The organism is Paenibacillus cymbidii (assembly GCF_004764705.1).
Lineage (GTDB): Bacteria > Bacillota > Bacilli > Paenibacillales > NBRC-103111 > Paenibacillus_AN > Paenibacillus_AN cymbidii.
Window position 1 is genome coordinate 38,679 of the sequence record NZ_SHLX01000009.1, and the last position, 21,040, is coordinate 59,718.

General features: G+C 52.0%; 29 protein-coding genes. 25 read left to right on the top strand and 4 right to left on the bottom strand.

The features are described from left to right. The first annotated feature begins 66 nt into the window (after positions 1-66). Together EXY20_RS13985 and EXY20_RS13990 are read left to right on the top strand one after the other, a co-directional pair. Positions 67-2,082 (top strand): helicase-related protein, encoded by a 2,016-nt coding sequence (locus EXY20_RS13985; RefSeq protein WP_135552043.1) that lies wholly within the window; start codon positions 67-69, stop codon positions 2,080-2,082. Then, on the top strand, positions 2,079-2,792 hold the full coding sequence (locus EXY20_RS13990; protein ID WP_135552046.1) for a ComF family protein: 714 nt from the start codon (positions 2,079-2,081) through the stop codon (positions 2,790-2,792). The genes EXY20_RS13985 and EXY20_RS13990 overlap by 4 nt, the downstream gene beginning before the upstream one ends. A gap of 6 nt (positions 2,793-2,798) precedes the next feature. On the opposite strand, the gene EXY20_RS13995 is transcribed toward EXY20_RS13990, so the two are convergent. Together EXY20_RS13995 and EXY20_RS14000 are read right to left on the bottom strand one after the other, a co-directional pair. Continuing rightward, positions 2,799-4,274: a recombinase family protein gene (locus EXY20_RS13995; RefSeq protein WP_135552048.1), complete on the bottom strand. Its 1,476-nt coding sequence runs from the start codon at positions 4,272-4,274 to the stop codon at positions 2,799-2,801. Further along, positions 4,271-4,897: a LexA family protein gene (locus tag EXY20_RS14000; RefSeq protein WP_207671271.1), complete on the bottom strand. Its 627-nt coding sequence runs from the start codon at positions 4,895-4,897 to the stop codon at positions 4,271-4,273. Before EXY20_RS14000 ends, EXY20_RS13995 begins: the two co-directional genes overlap by 4 nt. A gap of 168 nt (positions 4,898-5,065) precedes the next feature. On the opposite strand from EXY20_RS14000, the gene EXY20_RS14005 reads away from it, so the two are divergent. The 18 genes from EXY20_RS14005 to EXY20_RS14080 all read left to right on the top strand — a co-directional run bounded on the left by EXY20_RS14005 (position 5,066) and on the right by EXY20_RS14080 (position 15,399). After that, on the top strand, positions 5,066-5,293 hold the full coding sequence (locus tag EXY20_RS14005) for a hypothetical protein (protein ID WP_135552050.1): 228 nt from the start codon (positions 5,066-5,068) through the stop codon (positions 5,291-5,293). Between the two features lie 63 nt (positions 5,294-5,356). Next, positions 5,357-5,515, top strand: coding sequence for a hypothetical protein (locus EXY20_RS38905; protein WP_167859215.1), 159 nt, complete (start codon positions 5,357-5,359; stop codon positions 5,513-5,515). A gap of 17 nt (positions 5,516-5,532) precedes the next feature. Continuing rightward, on the top strand, positions 5,533-5,664 hold the full coding sequence (locus EXY20_RS40265; protein ID WP_268966410.1) for a hypothetical protein: 132 nt from the start codon (positions 5,533-5,535) through the stop codon (positions 5,662-5,664). A 49-nt stretch (positions 5,665-5,713) separates the two neighbouring features. Next, positions 5,714-6,016 (top strand): hypothetical protein, encoded by a 303-nt coding sequence (locus EXY20_RS14010; protein WP_135552052.1) that lies wholly within the window; start codon positions 5,714-5,716, stop codon positions 6,014-6,016. 97 nt (positions 6,017-6,113) lie between these two features. Then, positions 6,114-6,455 (top strand): hypothetical protein, encoded by a 342-nt coding sequence (locus EXY20_RS14015; RefSeq protein ID WP_135552054.1) that lies wholly within the window; start codon positions 6,114-6,116, stop codon positions 6,453-6,455. Continuing rightward, positions 6,455-7,474 (top strand): DnaD domain-containing protein, encoded by a 1,020-nt coding sequence (locus tag EXY20_RS14020; RefSeq protein ID WP_135552056.1) that lies wholly within the window; start codon positions 6,455-6,457, stop codon positions 7,472-7,474. Before EXY20_RS14015 ends, EXY20_RS14020 begins: the two co-directional genes overlap by 1 nt. Continuing rightward, positions 7,471-7,773, top strand: coding sequence for a hypothetical protein (locus EXY20_RS14025; protein ID WP_135552058.1), 303 nt, complete (start codon positions 7,471-7,473; stop codon positions 7,771-7,773). Before EXY20_RS14020 ends, EXY20_RS14025 begins: the two co-directional genes overlap by 4 nt. A gap of 165 nt (positions 7,774-7,938) precedes the next feature. Then, the gene (gene dnaN / locus EXY20_RS14030; protein ID WP_167859216.1) at positions 7,939-9,045 is read left to right on the top strand and encodes a DNA polymerase III subunit beta; all 1,107 of its coding nucleotides are present in this window, start codon (positions 7,939-7,941) and stop codon (positions 9,043-9,045) included. 112 nt (positions 9,046-9,157) lie between these two features. Next, a complete protein-coding gene (locus EXY20_RS14035) occupies positions 9,158-9,979 on the top strand; it encodes a DNA adenine methylase (protein WP_135552062.1) in 822 nt (273 codons plus the stop codon). Between the two features lie 2 nt (positions 9,980-9,981). Beyond that, positions 9,982-10,791, top strand: a complete 810-nt coding sequence (locus tag EXY20_RS14040) for a DNA adenine methylase (protein WP_135552064.1) — start codon at positions 9,982-9,984, stop codon at positions 10,789-10,791. Further along, the gene (locus tag EXY20_RS14045) at positions 10,791-11,243 is read left to right on the top strand and encodes a hypothetical protein (RefSeq protein WP_135552066.1); all 453 of its coding nucleotides are present in this window, start codon (positions 10,791-10,793) and stop codon (positions 11,241-11,243) included. The genes EXY20_RS14040 and EXY20_RS14045 overlap by 1 nt, the downstream gene beginning before the upstream one ends. A gap of 3 nt (positions 11,244-11,246) precedes the next feature. Further along, positions 11,247-11,660, top strand: coding sequence for a hypothetical protein (locus tag EXY20_RS14050; RefSeq protein ID WP_135552068.1), 414 nt, complete (start codon positions 11,247-11,249; stop codon positions 11,658-11,660). Positions 11,661-11,696: 36 nt separating this feature from the next. Beyond that, positions 11,697-12,950, top strand: coding sequence for a phosphoadenosine phosphosulfate reductase domain-containing protein (locus EXY20_RS14055; protein ID WP_135552070.1), 1,254 nt, complete (start codon positions 11,697-11,699; stop codon positions 12,948-12,950). A gap of 52 nt (positions 12,951-13,002) precedes the next feature. Beyond that, positions 13,003-13,557: a hypothetical protein gene (locus EXY20_RS14060; protein WP_207671272.1), complete on the top strand. Its 555-nt coding sequence runs from the start codon at positions 13,003-13,005 to the stop codon at positions 13,555-13,557. Positions 13,558-13,594: 37 nt separating this feature from the next. Then, on the top strand, positions 13,595-14,095 hold the full coding sequence (locus EXY20_RS14065) for a hypothetical protein (protein ID WP_135552072.1): 501 nt from the start codon (positions 13,595-13,597) through the stop codon (positions 14,093-14,095). Continuing rightward, positions 14,096-14,509 carry a hypothetical protein gene (locus EXY20_RS14070; RefSeq protein ID WP_135552074.1) on the top strand — a complete coding sequence of 138 codons (414 nt, stop codon included), beginning with the start codon at positions 14,096-14,098 and terminating at the stop codon, positions 14,507-14,509. After that, positions 14,506-14,862, top strand: coding sequence for a hypothetical protein (locus tag EXY20_RS14075; protein ID WP_135552076.1), 357 nt, complete (start codon positions 14,506-14,508; stop codon positions 14,860-14,862). The genes EXY20_RS14070 and EXY20_RS14075 overlap by 4 nt, the downstream gene beginning before the upstream one ends. A gap of 93 nt (positions 14,863-14,955) precedes the next feature. Further along, positions 14,956-15,399, top strand: a complete 444-nt coding sequence (locus tag EXY20_RS14080) for an ArpU family phage packaging/lysis transcriptional regulator (protein WP_135552078.1) — start codon at positions 14,956-14,958, stop codon at positions 15,397-15,399. A gap of 9 nt (positions 15,400-15,408) precedes the next feature. Here EXY20_RS14080 and EXY20_RS14085 read toward each other — a convergent pair whose 3' ends face one another. Continuing rightward, positions 15,409-15,585 (bottom strand): CopG family transcriptional regulator, encoded by a 177-nt coding sequence (locus tag EXY20_RS14085; protein ID WP_135552080.1) that lies wholly within the window; start codon positions 15,583-15,585, stop codon positions 15,409-15,411. 435 nt (positions 15,586-16,020) lie between these two features. Between EXY20_RS14085 and EXY20_RS14090 the strand changes: the two genes are divergently transcribed. Together EXY20_RS14090 and EXY20_RS14095 are read left to right on the top strand one after the other, a co-directional pair. Continuing rightward, on the top strand, positions 16,021-16,257 hold the full coding sequence (locus EXY20_RS14090) for a 3-isopropylmalate dehydratase (protein WP_135552082.1): 237 nt from the start codon (positions 16,021-16,023) through the stop codon (positions 16,255-16,257). 25 nt (positions 16,258-16,282) lie between these two features. After that, positions 16,283-16,603 (top strand): hypothetical protein, encoded by a 321-nt coding sequence (locus EXY20_RS14095; RefSeq protein ID WP_135552084.1) that lies wholly within the window; start codon positions 16,283-16,285, stop codon positions 16,601-16,603. Positions 16,604-16,657: 54 nt separating this feature from the next. Here the strand turns inward: EXY20_RS14095 and EXY20_RS14100 are convergent, their stop codons facing one another. Next, positions 16,658-17,635: a DUF4062 domain-containing protein gene (locus EXY20_RS14100; protein WP_135552086.1), complete on the bottom strand. Its 978-nt coding sequence runs from the start codon at positions 17,633-17,635 to the stop codon at positions 16,658-16,660. A gap of 389 nt (positions 17,636-18,024) precedes the next feature. Here EXY20_RS14100 and EXY20_RS14110 point away from each other — a divergent pair, with 389 nt between their 5' ends. The 3 genes from EXY20_RS14110 to EXY20_RS14120 all read left to right on the top strand — a co-directional run bounded on the left by EXY20_RS14110 (position 18,025) and on the right by EXY20_RS14120 (position 21,018). Then, positions 18,025-18,600 (top strand): tyrosine-type recombinase/integrase, encoded by a 576-nt coding sequence (locus EXY20_RS14110; protein ID WP_135552088.1) that lies wholly within the window; start codon positions 18,025-18,027, stop codon positions 18,598-18,600. A 278-nt stretch (positions 18,601-18,878) separates the two neighbouring features. Beyond that, positions 18,879-19,634, top strand: a complete 756-nt coding sequence (gene terS / locus EXY20_RS14115; protein WP_135552090.1) for a phage terminase small subunit — start codon at positions 18,879-18,881, stop codon at positions 19,632-19,634. After that, on the top strand, positions 19,618-21,018 hold the full coding sequence (locus EXY20_RS14120; RefSeq protein WP_135552092.1) for a DEAD/DEAH box helicase family protein: 1,401 nt from the start codon (positions 19,618-19,620) through the stop codon (positions 21,016-21,018). Before terS ends, EXY20_RS14120 begins: the two co-directional genes overlap by 17 nt. Positions 21,019-21,040: the final 22 nt, after the last annotated feature.

Genomic DNA, 21,040 nt, shown 5'->3' on the forward strand with positions numbered 1-21,040 from the left:
GCCGGGGAAGTGCGCAAATCGACAAGGCGCGATTTCTGCCAAAGAACGCGCGAGGAAGGAGCGGGAGTGAAGGCAGTTGTGTATGCGGTGCGGCTTGCCGATGCCGGTTGGCAATGGCGGGTGACGCTGGACTGGCGGGTGGACCGGGCGTATTGGACGGAGCGGGGCGTGGCGCCGGAGAACGGCGTGGTGCGGCTCGCGCCTGCATTGTCGCTTGGACAAGCGTTGTGGGTCCGGGACGGTTTGGAGCAAGAGAAGCGGCAAGCGGCAAGGATGGCGCTTGCTGCGGGGAAACGGGACGATGTCGGGAGGGAAATCGTGAATCGGCTTGCGGCGCTGGGGGCGCCGCAGGAATTGCTGCAACGGCTGCAGTTGGAAGCAGGCTGGAGCCGGGAAGAGGCGGCGGAAGAAGCTGCCGCTGGGGCGAGTGCGGCAGGAGCGGTGCGGCAAGGTGAGCGAGGCGGTGCGGGAGCGAGTGCGGCGAGGCGGGGAGATGCAATGCGCGGCGACGGCGCCGATCGGCCGCGGGAAGCGGAGGTGCTGGGGCGGCTGCTTGCCGGCCGCATGCTGTTGAAGGACGAGCTGGTGCAGATGCTTGCCGGCAGCACGTTGACCGGGCTGACGGACGAATGGCCCGGGCTCGTCCAGGCGGCGTATTTGCGCGGCGGCATCGAGCTGCTTGGCGGCGTCGCCTGCAAGGAGCGGCGCCGACTGTGGCGGCGCGGCCGCACGTATCGGTGCCGCCGGTGCGGGAGCGGCGGCGAGCGCTTGCAGATGGCCGCCATGTGTGCCGATTGCGGCGGGCCATGCCCTTATTGCGAGGAGTGCCTGCAGATGGGGCGCTCCCGGTTCTGCTCGCTGCTTGTTCGCGCAGCGGCAACGAGGGAACTGCCCGCTGCGCGAAGCGGGGCAGCGGGTTGGGTTGCGCCGCCGGCGGAGGCGGAGCTGCGCGAGCGGCTGCGGCGGTGGCGGCTTAGCCCGGCGCAGACGGAAGCGTCGCTGGCGGGGCTGCGGTTTCTGCGCGGCGACGGGCAGGAGCGCATGCTGCGGCGAGGGAGGGCGGCTGACGCTGGAGAGCCGCTCGCGTTTTTGTATTGGGCTGTGACCGGGGCGGGCAAAACCGAGATGATTTTTCCGCTCATCGAAGATGAGCTGCTGCGCGGCGGGCGCGTGCTGGTGGCTACGCCGCGGCGCGACGTTGTGCTGGAACTGGCGCCGCGAGTGGCTGCCGCCTTCCCGCAGCGGGCGTTGGTGACGCTTTATGGCGGCAGCCAGCAGCGCTGGGAGCGGGGCGAGGTGACGCTGGCGACGACGCATCAGCTGATGCGCTTCTGGCGCGGCTTCGACCTTGTCATTCTCGATGAAATCGACGCGTTTCCGTTTCATAATAGTCTCGTGCTGGAGCACGCGGCGCGCCAAGCCTGCAAGCCCGGCGGCCGCTTCGTGCTGCTGTCGGCGACGCCGCCGAAACCGCTGCAGGCTGCGGCAGCCGCCGGCCGCATCGGCTGCGCCAAAGTGCCGGTGCGGTTTCACCGGCACCCGTTGCCCGTGCCGCGCCATCTGCGCGCGGCGCCGGTCGAGCGCTGGCTGCAGGCGGGAAGGCTCCCGCAGCCGCTTGTGGACAAGCTGCGCCAATCGCTCGATCGCGGCGCGCAGCTGTTCCTGTTCGTGCCGCGCATCAAGCTGGCGGCACCGCTGGTAGAACTGCTGCGCCGCACATTCCCCGGCTTTGCGATTCACGGCACCTCGTCGCAGGACGACGAACGCGCGGACAAGGTCATGTCGTTTCGGCACACGGATACCCGGGTGCTGGTGACTACGACGATTCTGGAGCGGGGCGTAACGGTGCCGAAGTCCGATGTGTTCGTGCTCGGCGCGGATTCGCGGCTGTTCGACGAGGCGGCGCTCGTCCAGATGGCGGGGCGGGCCGGACGCTCGAAAGACGATCCGGCCGGCAATGTGTGGTTGGTGTCGCCCGAGCGGACGGCCGCCCAGCAAGGGGCGATCCGCCAGATTGTGCGCATGAACCGGCTCGCTCGGCGCAGCGGCTACCTGCTCGGGGAAGGGGGCGACCGCTTATGATTGGCAGCCGCGAAAGCCTGATCCGCAAGCTGCTGGCCCGGCTGTTCGGCTCTGCCGGGAGCATGCTGCGCGAATCGGCACCCGGCGCGTGCCCGATCTGCGCGCGTCGCGTCCGTGGCGTGTCGGCCGCAACGCTCGGTCTATGTCCGGCTTGTGCGCCCGCTATCCCGTGGATAGCGGCGGTGCGCTGCGCCACTTGCGGTCGCGGCGAGAGTTGCCCGGATTGCGGCCGGCGCGAGCGTACGCATTTTGTGCAAAGCCGCAGCGCCGTTCGCTACGACGAGGCGATGAGGCACCTGCTGGCGAGGTACAAGTACCGCGGCGACGAGGCGTTGCTCGCGCTGTTTGCACGGATGCTGCGCAAGCCGTATGAAGCGCATATTTCCAGCCCGCAGCTGCAGGGAGGCTTCGATTGCATCACTTATGTGCCGCTCAACGCCGGCCGGCTGGAGGAGCGCGGTTTCAACCAGGCGGAGCAAATGGCCTCGGCGCTGGGCAGTGGCGTTGGCGTGCCGGTTCTGCCGCTGCTGCTGCGCGTGCGCCATACCGACAAGCAAAGCTTCAAGAGCCGGCGCGAGCGGCTGGCCGATTTGAGCGGCGCTTTTGCCGTCGATGGGGGCGGGATGGCGGAACTCGCCGCGACGCTAGCGGACAACCGTCGTCGACGTATCCGGGTCGCGGTTGTCGACGACGTCTACACCTTTACTTAGACTGTTTCAAAAACGAAAAGCGCGGATAATCCCATTGGCGTAACGTTCGTCTAAAAGTATATCGCAACTAGGTAAATTCGAATCGGTCCATTCAATAGTCACTTTGTCGGTCGTGCAATGTGCAGCTTTTATTAAGATACGGATACCTTCTGATTTCTCTTCAAAGGTCAATAGACTCCAGTTTGAAGCGATATCCTTCATTACTTCGTGTGAAATGGATCGCATACTCTTCTGCACGACTTTTAACATCGCAGTTTTCTGTTCGTGTAGCGTTTTCCTTTCGTTTTCAAGTCGTAGCAATGATGGCTTGATTAAATGCGCAATGTCAGCATCCGCCATCTGCATTACCAGCCGCTTAATCTGCCCATTTAATCTCTCCATCTGTGCGTCTAGCGGCTCCGTTTCTTGCTCATCGCTCCGTTCCTTCTTCTTTGCTTGAGCCTCTACCTGACGCCAAAAATCACCGTTTTCCAAAAGCTCATTCATTTTTCGGACGACCTTAGTTTCCAATTCATGCTGTCTGACAACGGTTTGTTTGCAGCCTTCAAATTTATTCACGTCGTGACAGCGGTAATAAAAATGCGTTTCTTTTCCCCCACTAAAAAAATATAGTTTTTTGGAGCATTGGGCACAAAAGCATAAGTCCTTAAATAATTGCTTCGGGCTGCGTTCATCCGGTATGTTTTTCTTTTCCTGCTTGATATCCTGGACGCGTTGCCAGTCCTCGAACGTGATAATAGCCTCGTGTTCACCGTCAGCCATAATCCATTTATCTTGCGGCATGCGTCGAAACTGCCCTTTATGATCCTTATACCTGGTTTTTCCCCAAGCGATTTTCCCGGAGTACAAAGGGTTCATCAGGACTAACTCAACCTTCGAAAACGATATTCCTGTGATTCGCGCAACCTGCCGCATGCTTTTTCTCGCAAGATAAAGGGCGTATATTTTCCTGACAATTTCAGCTTCTTCGGGTACGACAACAGGCCGTTTATCTACAAGTTTATATCCGTATGGGGCATGACCGCCGTTCCACTTGCCTTCCTCGGCGCGGCGCAATTTGCTGTCCACAGTACGTTCTGTGATTAGTTCGCGTTCGAAGTTAGCGAAATCGACAAGGATGTTTCGAAGCAGCCTCCCTGTCGACGAGGACGTATCTAAATGCTGGGTAACGGACACAAGCGCAACTTTATGTGTTTCAAGGAAATTAGAAAGTCGATGGAAGTCCGAAACTGAACGAGATAGTCGGTCTAACTTGTAAACGAGTATGACGTCGAATTTCCCCGTCTCGGCATCTTTAAGCATTCGCTGTAATTCAGGACGATTCGTGTCCTTGGCCGATATTCCGGGGTCCTCGTATACGTCCGTCACATCCCAACCTTGCGCCTTAGCGTATGCTTCGAGTCGTTCCTGCTGCATATCAAGCGATGTTCCGTCAGAACCATTTTTCAGGGCAGACACGCGTTTGTAAATGACTGCTCTCATTGTTCTCGTCTCTTTTCCGGTTTAAAATGTCCTGTATATAGGCCGCAGATAGAGATTTGATTAGGATACACTTCGATCGTTTCATATTTGTCGTTTTCGGGTGTGAGCTGGACGGTAGGAGAATCAATGTTCCATCGAAGGTGTTTTAGCGTTCCGTTCTCATTACCAATGATCGCCGCGACAATCTGGCCATTGAATTCTGCCCACTGCGCTTTTCGCATATAGACGATATCCCCATCATCAATACCGGCACCCTCCATGGAATCGCCTTTGACGCGAAGGGCGTAATCCGGCTGCCGCTTTTCCTTGAACGGATAATGTACGTAATCTTCAATATTTTCTTCTGCAAAAAGCCCGTCACCAGCACAGATCGTGCCTATGAGAGGAATGCGGCCGTCGGTATTAAAATCAACTTCACCGGCGTCAGACGATAAACCCATGATGTAGAGCGGTGTCGTTCTAAGAGCTGTTGCGAGTAGAGCGATTTTATCACGTTTCATATTCTCGATGTCGCCAGTCTCCCACTTTCTGACCGTGCTTTTTCCAACACCAACCATTTTACCGACTTCCTCAAGAGTCATTTTCAAGTTAGTCCTTCTCTTCTTCAAATGCTCACCGTTCATTTTTGTTCCTCCGTTTCTGTATCGATTATAAAATAAAAGTGTCTTATATGCAACTTTATTCGCATGATGGCGCAAAAAAGTGTCCTAAAGGGGTTGACAATGTTAGTGCTGAACAGTAATATGAAAGTGTCCTTGACGACACTATTTACCGAAAGGAGGTTGGCGATATTGGACGCCAAGGCACTTAAAGCCAAGCTTATTATTATCGGGCTCAACGTCCCTGAACTTCTCGCTAGATTGAAGAATCGTGGTGTTTGCATGAGTAGAAGCGCGTTTTATCGTAAGCTTAATGGCAAAAGCGAATTTTACCGCAATGAGATGATCGCAATTGCCGACGAGTTGAAAGTCGATCAAACAGAATTCATTGCAATTTTTTTTAGTAAAAAAGTGTCCTAAAGGATACTTAATTGTAATTGTGAAGTTGATGAAAAGATACTTTCCTGGAAAGGAGTCACACAATTGAGCGCGAATCAATCCGAACTCAAAGGCGCAATATCGAAAGCCAGTCCTGAATTATATGCTAAAGTCGTTGATTGGTGTGCCAGATGGAAGGCGCGACTTGAGCGAGAAGCCGAACAGCAGAGTTTGCGCGGCGAAACCAATACCCCAAGTGCATGACGAAAGGAGGAAACGATTTGCTGGAATGGGTGACGATCGCTGTCCTCGGCGTCGCGAATGTGCTTTTGGTTTACGCGGCTTATCGGTTCGAACAACGACAAAAGAAAAAGGCCGCTGTTACGAGCAGCGGCCCAATCGAAAAGAAATGACCCAGTTATTATATCCAATCCTTTTGCAGTTTGACAAGGAGGGTTTTAAATGGCCCGGAAAAAGCCGGAGCAGCCGATCCCAATCGACCGCGATGAGGTATTGGCTCTCGTCGACCGATTGGTCGGGGATGCAAAAGACTGCGCAGAACGGTCGAAGTATTTTGAACATATCGACGCCCTCGCCAGTACACATGCTTACGTGAGTGGGTACCGGCAAGCAGTAATTGAGCGGACAGGTGTGACGGACAAGAAAAAGATTGTGCAGGTAATCGGAGCGGACATCGCCCGCCAACTCGCGAGGGATGTTATTTCGGACAATTGGCAGTACTTCAAAAGGGCGGTGAACACTTGACCATCGCCGGCGCGTTTTTGACGGTTTATATCGTAGGCATTGTTATTGTAATCGTTACTTACATCGTAGAACACAGACGAGGAGGAAGGTGGAGGGATTGAACCAGCGCCAGAAAGGCGAAATTTGCAATCGCGTTCGCGCGGAGGTAAGGGAACGTTCGGGTGGCGTATGTGAGGTGCGGCGATGTTGCGGCGGAGCATTCGCCGTTAATCAGGCGCACATTATTGGCCGCAAGCAAATCGACTGGAAGACAACGGCGAATGATTTGCTCGACTCTTGCGCCGACTGTCACAACTGGATGGACAGGACGATAGAGGGCATTCGTTTCAAGCGGTCATTGGTGCAAGACGGGATAGCGTCACACCTCAAGCGCAACGCTGAGGCTGTCGTTACCATTGCCCAGGCTATCGAAAGCCAATGGTGCGAGGAGTGGGATTGATGGCATGGATAGAGAGCCATCAGAGTTTGGGAGGGCACCCCAAAACGAAAAAGTTTGCCCGTAAATTGGGTGTGACTGTGCCAACAGCAATTGGGCACCTGCATCTATTGTGGTACTGGGCGCTTGACTATGCCAAAGATGGCAACTTGAGTTGGCATGAATCGGAAGATATCGCCGAAGCGATTGGTTGGACGGGGGACGCAGATCAGTTAATAGATGCACTCCTTACAGCCGGAGGCCATAAGCCTGGATGGATCGAACGACGCGGCAACGAACTGCATTTGCACGACTGGCAGCAATACGGCGGAAAGTTTCTCGCCAACAAGGCCAGCGATGCCGAGCGTAAGCGAAACGCACGTAACAAGCGGCAGACATCAAGCGGACGTCCGCAGGACAGCCACGGAAATGGTGCGGTGAATGGTTCGGATGTCCAAGAGATGTCCGAAGGACATCCAGCGGACAACCATGGGATGTCTGACGTAGATAACAATACAGTACAGTACAGTACAAACAGTACAGTACAAACCAACATCAACAACCCTTCGGACGCGGCGGACGAATTGCCGTTGCCGCCTCAACCGAATTTCGAAGCCCCGAAACCAAGATACGACCGGGAGAACGTGTTCGGCGCATGGCAACGATTCATTGGCAATCCGAGCGACGGAATACGCGAACGACTCGCATCACTTGATATGGATTACGGGGAAGACTGGACCAAGCGCGCTATTGAGGCGGCGGCAGTACAAGGAGCTCCGAAGCTGTCGTACATCGAAAAGGTGCTTCGCGAATGGCGGAAGACGGGACATGCCGAGCCATGGACGCTACCGCGACCCCCAAAAAGCGGCGGCAGCGGACAACCTTCGTCCAGCAAGCCGAAATTGGCAATCGTCGACAACGGGCCAGGGGAGACGATTACCGACGCTGAACGTGAAGCGATGCAGAAATTGGCCCGCAAACTGGACAGCGATAATAAACCCAGGGCGCCAGCGCATCAGGGGCAAGGGAGTGATCGGCAGTGACTGATCTTCGGTATTTGTGGGACGATCCGCGCCCGGATTTACGTGACAGCCCATTATGGCAACGATTGTTTCGACTAATCCCAAACCTTGAGTACCGGCGTAAATGCGATTTGCATATTGCCCTGTGGACGCTTCGCTGTTTCGGAGTCATGATCCGCCAGACCCACAACCTGACTGAGTTCATCGTCGATACCGGTCCGGACCGCGAATGGGTAACGACGGATGATTTCAAGCGGGACAAGCATCGGTATCTTGAGGAGCACCGCGAATCTGTATCGCAGTTACTGAGGCAACTATGAGGCGTAAGAGGAACCGTTTTCGTCTGTGGACAAGCGGTATGTCCATCGCTGAGATTGCGGAGGTATTTGACCGCGATCCAGACGAAGTGGTCGTACTGGCAATAGACATGGCGCGTGCCGAACGGATTGAGCGCCGGCATAACGGATTACTGGGAGGGTAGCAACTTGAAGTTCCAAATTGAAAAATCGAGATTATTGCCGCCGCTCACGCAAGCGGTTAAGGCGGCAAGTGCAAAGGGGACAATCCCCATCCTTGATGGCGTATTGATACAAGCCGAAACGGACAAATTGCGCATTACAGGCGGCAATCTGGAGATGTTTGTTATCGCATCGTTCGAACGCGAAGACTGTCAAGTCGAGCGCTTCGGAGCTGCTGTCATAGCCGCAAATAAAATTCACGACATCATTTCCAAAATGCCTGACGCACTTATAACGATCGACGTCGTTGACAATAGGGCGACAATTTCGACGGGGAAAACCAAAATAGTCTGCGGTTCGGAACCGGCCGACCTTTACCCCGAATTACCACACGCAATGGCCGAAGCGATGATAACGATGCAGGCCAAGGCGTTTAAGGACCTTGTAAATTTGTCTGCATACGCCGTATCGAAAGACGAGAGGCTCCCTGCATTGTGCGGCGTTTATATCGCTTCGGCCGCAAAAAAAATCAGATTCATGGCAGCGGATAAAAAGTCAAAGATGGCGCACGTGTCTGACGACATCGATTCGGATGTCGAAATGAATGTACTGGTTTCCGGTCCTGTACTCAAGGACATAGCGAAGCTGATCCGCGATGATGTCTCGTTTTCCGTGACTCGTTCATGGTTCGTGCTTCATTCCGGAAGCATCGTCGTGTATTCAAGGATTATCGAAACTGCGTATCCGGTTGAAACCATCCAGAACCTCAATAAATTCAAGGAAAAGACCATGTTCCGACTTAAAACGAAAGAATTTATTTCGGCGGTCGAATTGACGTTGTTGGCGGCAGAAAACGATGAAATCAGCATCAAAGCAACGGCCGAAGGTGTATCGGTATCCGCAACAACGGGGAATGCGGAGGATTTTGTTTCTGTCCAGGAATTTACTGGCGAAATGATCCCCATTACGGTTAACGGAGACTTATTCCTCGAATCGTTGCACGCCATTGAAAATGACGAATTTCGAATTCGGCTTCAAGGTCCCGGCAAACTCATCATCATGTCCGGCGACGACGAAGAAAACAGCGTGTTTGCGACAGCGCCATTATTGACCCGCGGAGGTGAGAAGGCATGACCGATCCCGAACAACTGGAACTGGTCATCCAGGACGGCGAGTTAATCCCGCCTGACGCAGTGACCGAATCGGATGTATACGGCAACGATTGCCCGCATGGCCGGTGCGAGGCATGAGCATTCCTCGCATCCTGCACTACCCCGGCAGCAAGTGGAGCATAGCGGAATGGATCATTTCGCACATGCCGGATCATCAGACATATGTGGAACCGTTCTTTGGCTCGGGCGCCGTTTTGTTCAGCAAACCAAGGTCGAAGATCGAAACGATAAACGACGCCAGCAACGACGTAACGAATTTGTTCGAAGTTATTCGAAGTCGACCGGAGGAACTGGCCCGACAAGTGTATTGGACACCATATTCGCGTGCGGAGTATTACCAATCCTACCAGTTAACCGACGACCCACTTGAAAAGGCGCGGCGCTTCTTACTTCGGACGTGGCAGGCAATCGGAGCAAAGTCCAGCGATAGAACAGGATGGCGCAGCAATGTACAAGCGGAAAAGAGCCCTCATAAGCTTGCGAATGAACAATGGCGGGAACTTCCTGAGCGAATACTCATTGCAACTGACCGACTAAAGAGCGTTCAAATTGAAAATCAAGATGCAGTCCGGCTGATCGAGCGATACCGCCATTCAGACGTTCTCATTTATGCGGATCCACCGTATGTGCTATCAACTCGTAGTAGTCGCATTTATGCCTATGAAATGACCGACGACGACCATGTAAAGTTGCTTGAAGCATTGGATGCTCATACCGGACCGGTACTATTGTCGGGATACGCCAGCTCGCTTTACGACGATCGATTACGACATTGGAGTCGATTTGAAAAAGTCGCTAAAGCCGAGGCGGGCCGACAGCGAATGGAAGTCCTATGGATAAACCCCATAGCCGCTGTAGCACAAAGGCAACTGAGTTTATTCGAATGGGAGGGGTGACAATGAGCGTTCGACGTATCCTGCATTACCCCGGCAGCAAGTGGAGCATAGCGGAATGGATCATTTCGCACATGCCGGAACATCAAACATACATCGAACCGTTTTTCGGAAGTGGAGCTGTTCTCTTCAACAAGAATGCGTCGGAACAAGAAGTAATAAATGACGTCAGTGGAGACATCGTGAATTTATTTAGAGTCATTCGGGAACAGCCAGAAAAGCTGGCCATTGCGATTAAATTAACCCCATTTGCACGGGAAGAATACGATGCAGCACAGATGGAAATCGGGCATGATATCGAACGTGCAAGGAGATTCTTGATTAAGTGTTGGCAAGCCATTCGAGTTAAGACTGATGGAAAGTCAGGATACAGATGTGCTTATGGCGACAAGGTTGTTCGAGATTGGAATTATATACCGGACAGAATCATGATTGCTGCCGACCGATTGAAACAAGTTAACATCGAGAATAAGCCAGCTATAGAAATAATCAAACGATTTAATCGGCCAGAAGTCCTCATATATGCCGATCCGCCATATGTGCTTTCGAGTCGAGTCGGGAAACTTTATCAGTGTGAAATGACGGAAGAGGAACATATGATTCTGCTCGACTCACTCAATGATCACAGTGGGCCGGCCATAATATCAGGCTATGAAAGCCAATTGTATAAAGAAAAGCTAGTTCACTGGAAACGAGAAGTTATCAAGGGAAAAGTAATGAATTTCGGGCAACGAACAGAGGTCATTTGGATCAATCCTATCGCGGCGGCAACACAGGAACAAATCAGTTTGTTCGAATGGGAGGGTAGCAGTTGATGAACACATACCGCGTATGGGTACAATCCAAACCATGGGATGATGAATGGTGTGTTCAAGAGGTGCAGGCGGCGACGAGTGGAAAAGCAAAATACGCCTATTGGCACTATCTACAAGACGGACTATGGGAAGAACCATTCGGAGAAGTCGTTCGGCATTTGCGTTGCAAGCTCGTCGGCAAATTCAAGGTATCCGATTTATTCGGCAACCCCGACAGCTTTGCTCATGTCATCAAAATGCGCAACCTCCCCTTTGCTTATATGGGGATGCGGATCGAAGTCGCCGGGCAAATGGGCACCATCGTCGGATCGAACAGAAGTGGCAACCTGGACGTGTGTTTTGACGGCCGACATTACGGTGAGAATTGCCATCCATGGTGGGAGACGCGGTATTTCGACCGGAACGGCAACGTCATTCGGGATTACCGCAGCATTGCGAAGGAGGTCATTTAGTCAATGGAATCGCCTTTTAAGTACACTCTAATAGTTTCGCAATACTACTATTCCCGCCATTTTTTCATTGTTCATCACACGCATGATTTTTTGGAAAAAGCTCGCCTGTTCGCAGCCGAATTGATGGAGTACAAACGATCCGGCGATAACCCCAGGCCAATTCGCCTTGGCGATCTTGATCCAGAATGGTCGAGCGGAAATATTCGCGGCAGATACAACATCAATGATACTGGCGATATTTATTTTATTCAGGGCAACTACGCGAACAGATTGATGGAAGAGTCATGGGAATTCCGGGACACTTCCAAGCGGGAAAGTCGCGGTTTTCAATCAAAGCAAGTAATGCAGGATATCTCGAAAAATCATGATCGAACCAAGGTAAGAGCAATCGTCGAAAAACATTTCGAAATAGCATAGTCGACTCATGAAGCGACATAGAGAGGAGCTTGGGGAATGGACTTGCAAACGAAAGTCATGGCGGCAGTGGCCGAAATCGCCGAGCAGTATTGCGATCCTGACACGCAAGGGCGGCCGTGGGCGGTGAGCTGGAGCGGCGGCAAGGACAGCACGACGGTACTCGCGCTTGTCTGCCGGGCGCTGCAGATGCTCCCGTCGTCGAAGCGGACTCGGGAAGTTATCGTCATCATGTCGGATACCAAGATCGAAAACCCGATCCTCGAGGACTATATGCGCCGGCAAGTGCGGGCCGTCAATCGCTGGGCCCGGCAGAATGCGATGCCGCTGACAGCCGAAATCGTTTCACGGCCGATTAAGCGGAGCGTGTGGGTCGGGTGGCTCGGATGGGGCTGGACGTTGCCCACGAACGGGGATGACCGTTACTGTACCCACGCTTTGAAGATTGAGCCGCAAAACCAGCGCTTGACCGACGTCAATCCATGCCTGCAGTTGATCGGCAGCCGGACGGAGGAGTCGACAAGGCGGGCCGCGACCATCGAGACATATCGCGAGGAGCGCGGGAGCCGGTTTACCGTCAGCCCGTACAGTGACGGGCGGCGCATCTACATGCCGATCGTCGAATGGACGACGGACGAGGTGTGGCAGGTATTGCTCAATGCGCTGCCGTGGGGATCATCGGACGAGATTCGCAAGCTTTACAAGGATGCGACCGGCGAGTGCGCGCTTATCAATCCCGGCGGCTCCGTCAAGGCGACTCAGGCATGCGGTGCCCGGTTCGGCTGCTGGGTGTGCCCGCCGATCACCAAGGACCGGAGCACGGAGAACATGTCCGCGAAGTACGAGTGGATGAAGCCGCTCACCGAATGGCGCCAGCTTTTGAAGGACGCTCACAATCCGAAGAAGCATCCGGACTGGCGCAGCGGTTACCGACGTAACCGGACGCCGCTCGGGCCTGGGAAAGGTTGCCTCGCGATCCACGCGCGCAAGTACCTGCTAACGGAGCTGCTGCAGGCACAACAGGAGGTCAACACGTTGCGGGCGTACGATGAAAATCCGTTGCATCGTGTGCCGATTGAACTGATTAGCGCCGAAGAAATTGAACTTATTCGTGCAGCATGGGAAGAAGACGCCGTCAAGCGGCCATGGCTGATCGACGATCGGGAGATGGAGCCGGGTGACTGGGATCGGGCTGTGACGCGATTGGCGGAAAAAGAGGTCGTCAGGAAGCAGAAGCGCGCGGAGAAGAAGCAGAAGCTTGCCGACAAGGCATATCCAGCAGTGACGATATGACGCAGTTCGACGAAATCGACTCATTTTGCGACATAGAAGGGATGATGGAACCATGAAAATTTATCTTGCGTCATCGTGGAAGAATGCCGAGCTGGTGAAAGGCGTTAAGGATATTTTGGAGGCAGAAGGGCACGAGGTCGACGCATTCTGCGATACATCAGCGGGACGGTTCGTATTCAGTTTCGATCTACTTCCGGCGAATCTGTCCGAACATAACGCAATCACTATTTTCAATTTCCCGCCAGTCAACCAAGCATTTAACGAGGATAGGAAATGGCTTGATTGGGCGGAAGCCGTGCTTCTGATCCTGCCGGCAGGTAAATCTGCACACTTGGAAGCCGGATATGCAAAGGGGCGGGGCAAACACCTTGTCATCTATCAGGAAGATTTCCCGAATGGCGAGTTTGATGTTATGTACGGTTTCGCCGACTTCATAACGGACGACATCGACGAAGTTGCCGAATACTTCGGCCAGCAAGATGGGGCCATTGAACAAGAATGCCCGAAATGTGGCGCTGACTTGGATTACTGGGGTGGAAAGGCATCTTGTCCGAACGACGATTGCTCTTTTGAGCGCCCGATGACGCCGGAAGAATTGGAAGGTTAGTTGTGCATCACGACGAAAAAGCGAAAGGGTGGCGGGAATGATCGAGCAGATCAAGGAAGCGCTGGATAAGGCAGAAATTGGACCGTGGTCCACCGTGAAGTTTATTGACGGGAAGACGTTCGAGGTGTGGCAGAGCATCAACAATACCGGAATATGCCGGTTGGTGGTACAACCTAATGCCGAAGCTAATGCCCATCTTATCGCCAATGCGCCTATGTGGCTGAACCAACTGGTCGAAGCGAACGAACGGCTGCAATGGGAAGTGGAAGCGAAAGATAGGCTCATTGCAGAACTGACCGAAGATCGAAATATATTACAAGAATCATATGACGATGCCGAAATGAGGGCAGCGGATGCCATTGTCGAACGGAATGACATCCAGGTAAAGAACGACCAATTGCGGGACGACATTACCGAAGCCATATCTATCTGGGAATGCATGCAGATGGACGACGATCCGGCGAACACGATCGAAAAGGTAATCGGCCAGTTGCGCGAAGCCCTATCCACATCAGAGACAACGAAAGGGGGATCTTAAATGGCTAATACCGCTGGTATTGAACACAAATTCGTAGTTATGAAGATATCGGACGTCGAACAGCTTACCCATCACGAAAAGGTAGCTCTCGGGCATATCGGGGAAGCAATCCAAGAAATCCGAATCAAACAAGGGAAATCGCCAGTAAATCAATATTTGGTCATTAACACCGACGAGCCGTATGCGGATGAAGTAATCGACATTCTCAAACATCACGGCCATTGGGGAATGGTTGAAACCTGTGCATGGTGTGGAGAAGATCGGGAGGAATTGCGAAACCCTCACATTTTCGATTATGACCGGAACGGCGGCAAGATGTGCCGTTATTGCTGGGATCATGACCGGGAAGTCTACAAAGGCAGCTATGGCGAAGATATCGGACCATTTGACCCGAAGGGGGAAACAGCCCAATGAACAGACAAGCTATTTGTGACGTGCTGAATAGTCTGGAAGTCATCGAACGGCAAGGCGGAGAAGACGCGTACATCTTAGTGGCAGACAATCCGGTAAACCGCCAAAAACTGATCGATGTTGGCGTATCCGAAGAAGAAATAGGCAGCGCCAGCGATAGCGAAGGGACGTTTTGCATACTGGCGACCGCGCTAAACGGTGCATATGCCGACGACTATGAAAATGGCAAGTTCATCGTATGGGGTCCGATCGGCGACGATTTCCGTTTTCGAATTTTGAATGGTGGGGGAACCCCGGCAGATGCCATTCGCTTTCTCCGCATGTTGGAACCTGATATCGGAGACGTTCGCAAGTAGAACAAAACCCCCGGCCTATGGGGATAGGGCACCGGGGGTTACCGAATTAATGTTCTCATCACCAGTATATCATATAGGGATGGTGAGGGGAATATGGGGAAAGCGCTTCGATTGACTTTTGACATCTACCCAGTGGATGAAGAGGCCACCAAAAACGCAGTAGAAAAATATCTGCTTCAGGCAAGGGAATACAAAGTAACGGAATATATCCCGCTGGAGCAGAAGATTACCGCGGGATTTGAACCCCGGTACGGGTCGCCCTACGACATCAGCAAACCGGTCGAGCGGATCGCAATCCAGAACGTCGACGAACCGGAACGCCGCCGCCGCCATGTCGAGAGGGCGGAAAGAGCCATTGCCCGGTTGGGGAGCCGGCAGCAAGAGTTGATCCGCAAGAAGTACATGGAAGACGACAACGTCATGGATTTCACAGTTGCCCAGGACATCGGCTATTCGGATCGGCAATATCGCCGCTATAAATCCATCGCACTTTTCCGGCTTGCCGGCATCCTGGGTCTGGTGAAGCTTCGCGAATGAAAAGAGAGCCTATCCCTTAGCGGGTAGGCTCTCGGCATTCTTCGCTTCCTCAGTCAAAATGTTCACGATGACGCTAACGGTCGTCTTCTGCTTCTCGGCCTTCTCTTGCAACCATTGCAGCAGTTCCGGTTCGAAATAAATAGCTTCGCGAATCTTCTTATCATCTTTCTTGGGACGGCCGGCCATAACGAACACGCTCCTTTATATGCAATATTACAGCATTTAAAAATATTTAGCAATATTCAAAATAACTATTTACAAAGCATTTAAAAGCATGTAAAATAGAGATAGAAAGAGAGGTGATACAATGCGAGATTGGGTTCAGCTACTTACGGCCATCATACAGTTGATTGTAGCAGCCAAGATGCTGATGGAACGTAAGGGCAAGAAAAAAGGAACCAAACGCAGCCGGGCAGGCAAACGTAAATAGGTTCCCGAGAAGGTCGGTCACGACCCGGCCTTCTCCCCCAATCTTATCATAGTAGGTTGAAAAAATAAACGGAGGTGCGACATGGGAACAGCAATTTGGATCGTCAGCTTGGCGGCGTTGGCGCTATCGGTCGCGTCGCTGGTCAGAACATTTCGCAAATAGTAGCCCAGAAGGGCAGGGAGGTAACCACCTTGAAAATCGTTAAACTGGACGGATCGAAATTGTTCCAAGTACCGGGCGGCTACATCAAGCCCAAAGGCTGGACGTTCCAAAACGCTGACGGCTCATATGTTGGATTTAAGGGCGACAAAGGCCCGTATATCCCAGTCGGCGGAAGGAAAGCTCTACAGTCGATACTTGACGCTGGAGGTTTTACCTCCTTCGACGGTATGGTATTGTGGGCTGAAAAAATAATCACGGGAGCCTAACGGCTCCCTAGGGAGGATATACTGGGTGATAACGGTTCAATGCCATTACGACGATGGGAACATGATAACGACAAGCTTCAACGGCACAGAAGATGAAGCTCGTGTCTACTTCGCTGGTCAAACATTGAATATCGGGCGGATCGAGGACAACAACCGGACTTGTTTAAAAGTCAGTTTCGCCCGCGAAACAGAAATCCACGGTCGCCGATATATGGCTAGTAATATGCGCCTGATCGGCGAAGGCCGGAAGTGGGCCGACGTCCACTACTACCATCCGTTTCTTGGATGGCGAGAAGTAAAGAACTGGGACCGTATAACACAAGTAGCTACGACGCTTTGGGACTAAGAGTGAACAAAAAAAGGGAGCCTAACGGCTCCCAGGGGGAGAATCAGAAATCCTTTAGGAAGGACGAAGAATTTTGTTTAATTGCTCCACATCGTCTACCGACATCATTATCTTAGCCAAAAAACGATTTCCAAGACTTGAATTTTGTATTCTTTGATAAGTTCCACCTGGCAATCCCACTTTTTCTAATAATCCAAACGTCAACAATTTCGGAGCCAAGGTATAAAAGAGGAACTCGACTTTTTTATTCGAATCATTATGATTTGTTATACCTGTCGCATATAAGTTTTGATTACTTACATAAAGACCTAATAAATCCACTGTAATAGATTTTCCATCCGAAGATATTGAACCCGGGATATTAATTTTAATGTCGTTCAGTTTTTTGCATAATTCCTCAAAGGAATATCCGTCGTGGAACTCGAGATTTTTCTTCTTCGATTCGGAAGAACTTATAAGTTTCGCATTCTCTTTGGTCAGTTTATCGATTTGTTTGATTAATGAGCCCACATTTGGTACATCTTTGGAATTGACCCAGCCAGTAAGTTTTTCATCTTTTTCGTATTCTGCCATTTTTTGATGAATTGCAAGCTGGATATCCCTTGTATCCGTATAAAATTTACAAATCTTCTCCAGCACAAGATTCCTGAATTCCTTGTATTTGTCGAGATTCTCTGTTTCCCACACCGAAACCCCATATTTTTTTATTTTTTCATTAAGCGCATTTTCGTCAATTACGATTGCGAAACGAGGCTTTTTAATTTTGCCGGCATATTCATACTCCCAATGTGTATAGCTTTTATTTGTCGTTTTATCAATAGATCCATATCTCCCTCCTAAAATTAATAAATATACATCGGACTCTTCAATCCATCTCATTATTATTTCTTTTTGGGTTTCATCTCCTGCTGTGAACAATTCCATTCCGGCAGGAATGTGACCAGAATTTAAAATTGCTTGAACAGCAACTTGTCTTTCTTCTTTCAAATCTTCAAACGTTGACGAAACAAAAACTTGAAGTTTCTTTTTCATGGTAAACACCCCGATTGCATAGTTAATCATATATTACAATTGCCAATGCTATCCTACAAGAAAAATGTGGAAAATTGATGAAAAATAATGTCCGCTCCATGTCCGTTCTATGTCCGCTCTGCGTCCGATTTCTTTGCAAAATCCCTGCTATATTTATATCATCGAAACAATTTCAAGAGAGCAGCCAAACGGCTGTTCTTTTTTCGTGCCTGGGGGCGACGATATGAGTCTTCCAATGCAAAGAGTAAAGGGATACCAGCCGCGGCGCCATAAATTCGTTCTCGACCCCAAACAGCCCGCACTATGCCGCGGCTGCGTATGGGGCAAGTGGGAAGGTTCTTCTCAATTCTGCAGCAAACAGCGATGCATACGAACGGCGGTGAGCATGGATGAAAGTCGTTCAACCGATCCGTGACCAAGCTGTAATCGACGGGTTTAAACAGTATTTGAAGCTGCGCAGCTTGAGGAATTATCTTCTATTCTGCTTCGGCATTTATAGCGGCTTACGGGTATCCGACTTGCTGGAGCTTCGTGTCGGTATGGTGCGCGGAAAGCACGTTAAAATGACCGAGCGAAAAAACATTCATGACAAAATGTTCATCATCCATCCGAGCATTCGCGCCGAACTGGATGATTACATTGCCGACAAAGGCGACGACGAATATTTATTCCCCAGCCGACAAATCAAGAAAAATGAACCGATTCGCAACCAACCGATTCACCGCAGCACCGCTTACCGGATGCTTAACCGTGCGGCAAAGGAATTTCGGCTGAACAGTGTCGGAACGCACACCATGCGGAAAACGTGGGGCTACCAGCTCGTAAAAAATGCGAAGCCAAGCGAATCAGCGGTCGTCCTTTCGTTACTAATGAAAATGTTCGGACACCGCGATCCAGGGTACACTTTGGACTATATCGGCATGACGCAAGACATGATGGACGAGGCCATTTCGAAGCTTAGTTGAATTTGAGTGCATCACAATAACATGCTTTGTTCACTCGCTTTCCGGGATCGCCAAAAACCCATATTTGACGCGGCTTTTCGGCATTCTGGCGAGTGCAACACAACAATGATTATGGTTCACTCGTTTTACAGTTGTTGTGGTGAATTAGGAAGAGGATTCCAGTATTTTAATGGCGTCATCATCGTCGATTTTAAGTCTTTTCATTGGTAACGCTCGCCCGAAAAATCATCGGAGCGTTCCACTCAACTCAAATCCTTATAAGGGGGTGGTGAAATGCGATGTCACGACCACGCAGCAACAACCGGGCGGCGGCCCTTCAAATATGGTTAAAGAGCGGCCGAACCAAGAAGCTTTACGAAATTGGAGACGAACTCGGCGTTTCGGACGTTCTAATACGCAAGTGGAAGTTCCTCGACAAGTGGGATGAAATTCCGGCCAAGCGCCCGCGCGGCGCGCAGAAAGGGAACAAGAACGCGGTCGGCAACAATGGCGGCGCACCCCAAGGAAATCAGAATGGCCTCAAGCATGGACTTTACAGCAAGTTCATGCCGCAAAACGAGGAATTCCAGGAACTTCTTCGGATGGCGCAGGAGATGGACCCGCTGGATATGATGTGGTTTAGCGTTGAAGTAGCCTTCTCGAAGATGATGTGGGCACATCGAATTACATTTGTCAGCGACAAGGACGACATGACCAAGGTCCTGAAACGCACGAAGGACAGCGACACCACGACGGAGCGCGAATACGAACTTCAACACGCGAATGACAAGCAGGCGACCGACATTAAAACATTTGCCGTCGCTTCCCGTGAACTTCGTTCGGCGATCCGCGAGTTTCTATCCGCCGCCCCTGATAACGACGAACGCCGTGCTAAGCTGGAGTATATGCAACTCCAAGCCGAAAAGACAAAGGCGGAAATCGCGAAGATCAAAGGCGACAGCAATAAGAACGAGGCCGAAGATTGGGTTGGCGCGTTGAAGGAAGCGGCGGAACGGCGCAAGGCGGTGAACAAGGCAAATGAAAAAAAAGAATAGCGTCACGTCGGCACTCGTCGACCTGATCGACGTCTATTGGGACGACCCCGTTTCATTTGCAATCGACCTGATCGGCTTCACGCCGGACGAGTGGCAAGCCGCAGCTATGATGGATGTAGCGCGTTACCGGCTAACGAGTGTACGATCCGGCCAAGGTGTCGGAAAGACGGGATTCGAATCCGTGCTCGTCCTATGGTTTTTGTGCTGTCGTCCGAATTGCCGCGTCGTTTGCACGGCCCCGACGATGCCGCAGCTTAATGACGTGCTTTGGGCCGAGGTTGCGAAATGGCTTGAAAGCTCAATCATCAAAAAAATCCTGACATGGCGCAAAACGAAGGTATACATGGTAGGACATGAAGATCGATGGTTCGCGACAGCCAGGACGGCCGTGAAGCCCGAGAACATGCAGGGGTTTCACGAAGAACACATGCTGTTCATCGTGGACGAAGCGTCTGGCGTAGAGGATCGAATCCTTGAAGCCATTCTCGGCACACTATCCGGTCCGGATAACAAACTGTTGATGTGTGGCAACCCAACGCGAACCTCCGGCGTGTTCTATGAATCACACAACCGGGACCGCGCCGACTATAAGACGCATAAGGTTTCCTGTTTGGACAGCCCGCGCACCAGCAAGGAAAATATCGAAATGCTCAAGCGGAAGTACGGAGAAGACAGCGACGTGTTCCGTGTTCGCGTGAAAGGTGATTTTCCCCGCGGCGAATCCGATGCGTTTATCGCGTTGGAAACGGCGGAGTTTGCGAAGGAGGTTCGCGTCCAGCCGGTAGGATACAAGCTGTTCGTCGGTGTTGATGTGGCGCGATTCGGAGACGACGAAACGAGCATCTATGCGCGGATCGGCGGGAAGCGGGTCGGCGAGAAGCACCACCACAAGCAGGACACCATGACGACAGCGGGATGGGTGCTCCGCGTAATCGACGATGCGAAGCGGGAACATGACGTGACCGAAGTCGAAATCCGCATCGATGATGACGGTGTCGGCGGCGGCGTGACGGACCGGCTGAACGAAATCAACGACGAGCGCAACCTCGGATACATCATCATCCCCGTCCATAACGGCGGCGCAACTGATGACGAGTATTATGGCAACCATGGCTCTAAGTTGTGGGGCGACGTGAAAGAGTTGCTCGAAACCAACATGACAAATTTCATTCTCGGCCAGCCCGGCGTCATCGAAATGCCGGATGATGAGAAGCTTATCGCCCAGCTCACCACGCGCAAATGGCGCATGGGCAGCAATGGGCGTATATACCTCGAAAGCAAAAAGGATATGAAAAAGCGTGGGCTGCCGTCACCGGACCGAGCCGACGCTTTTGTGTTGGCATTTGCGGACGTGGAAGTGAAGTCCGATTTCGCATTCGGTTAATCACTGGGAAAGGAGGAATGAA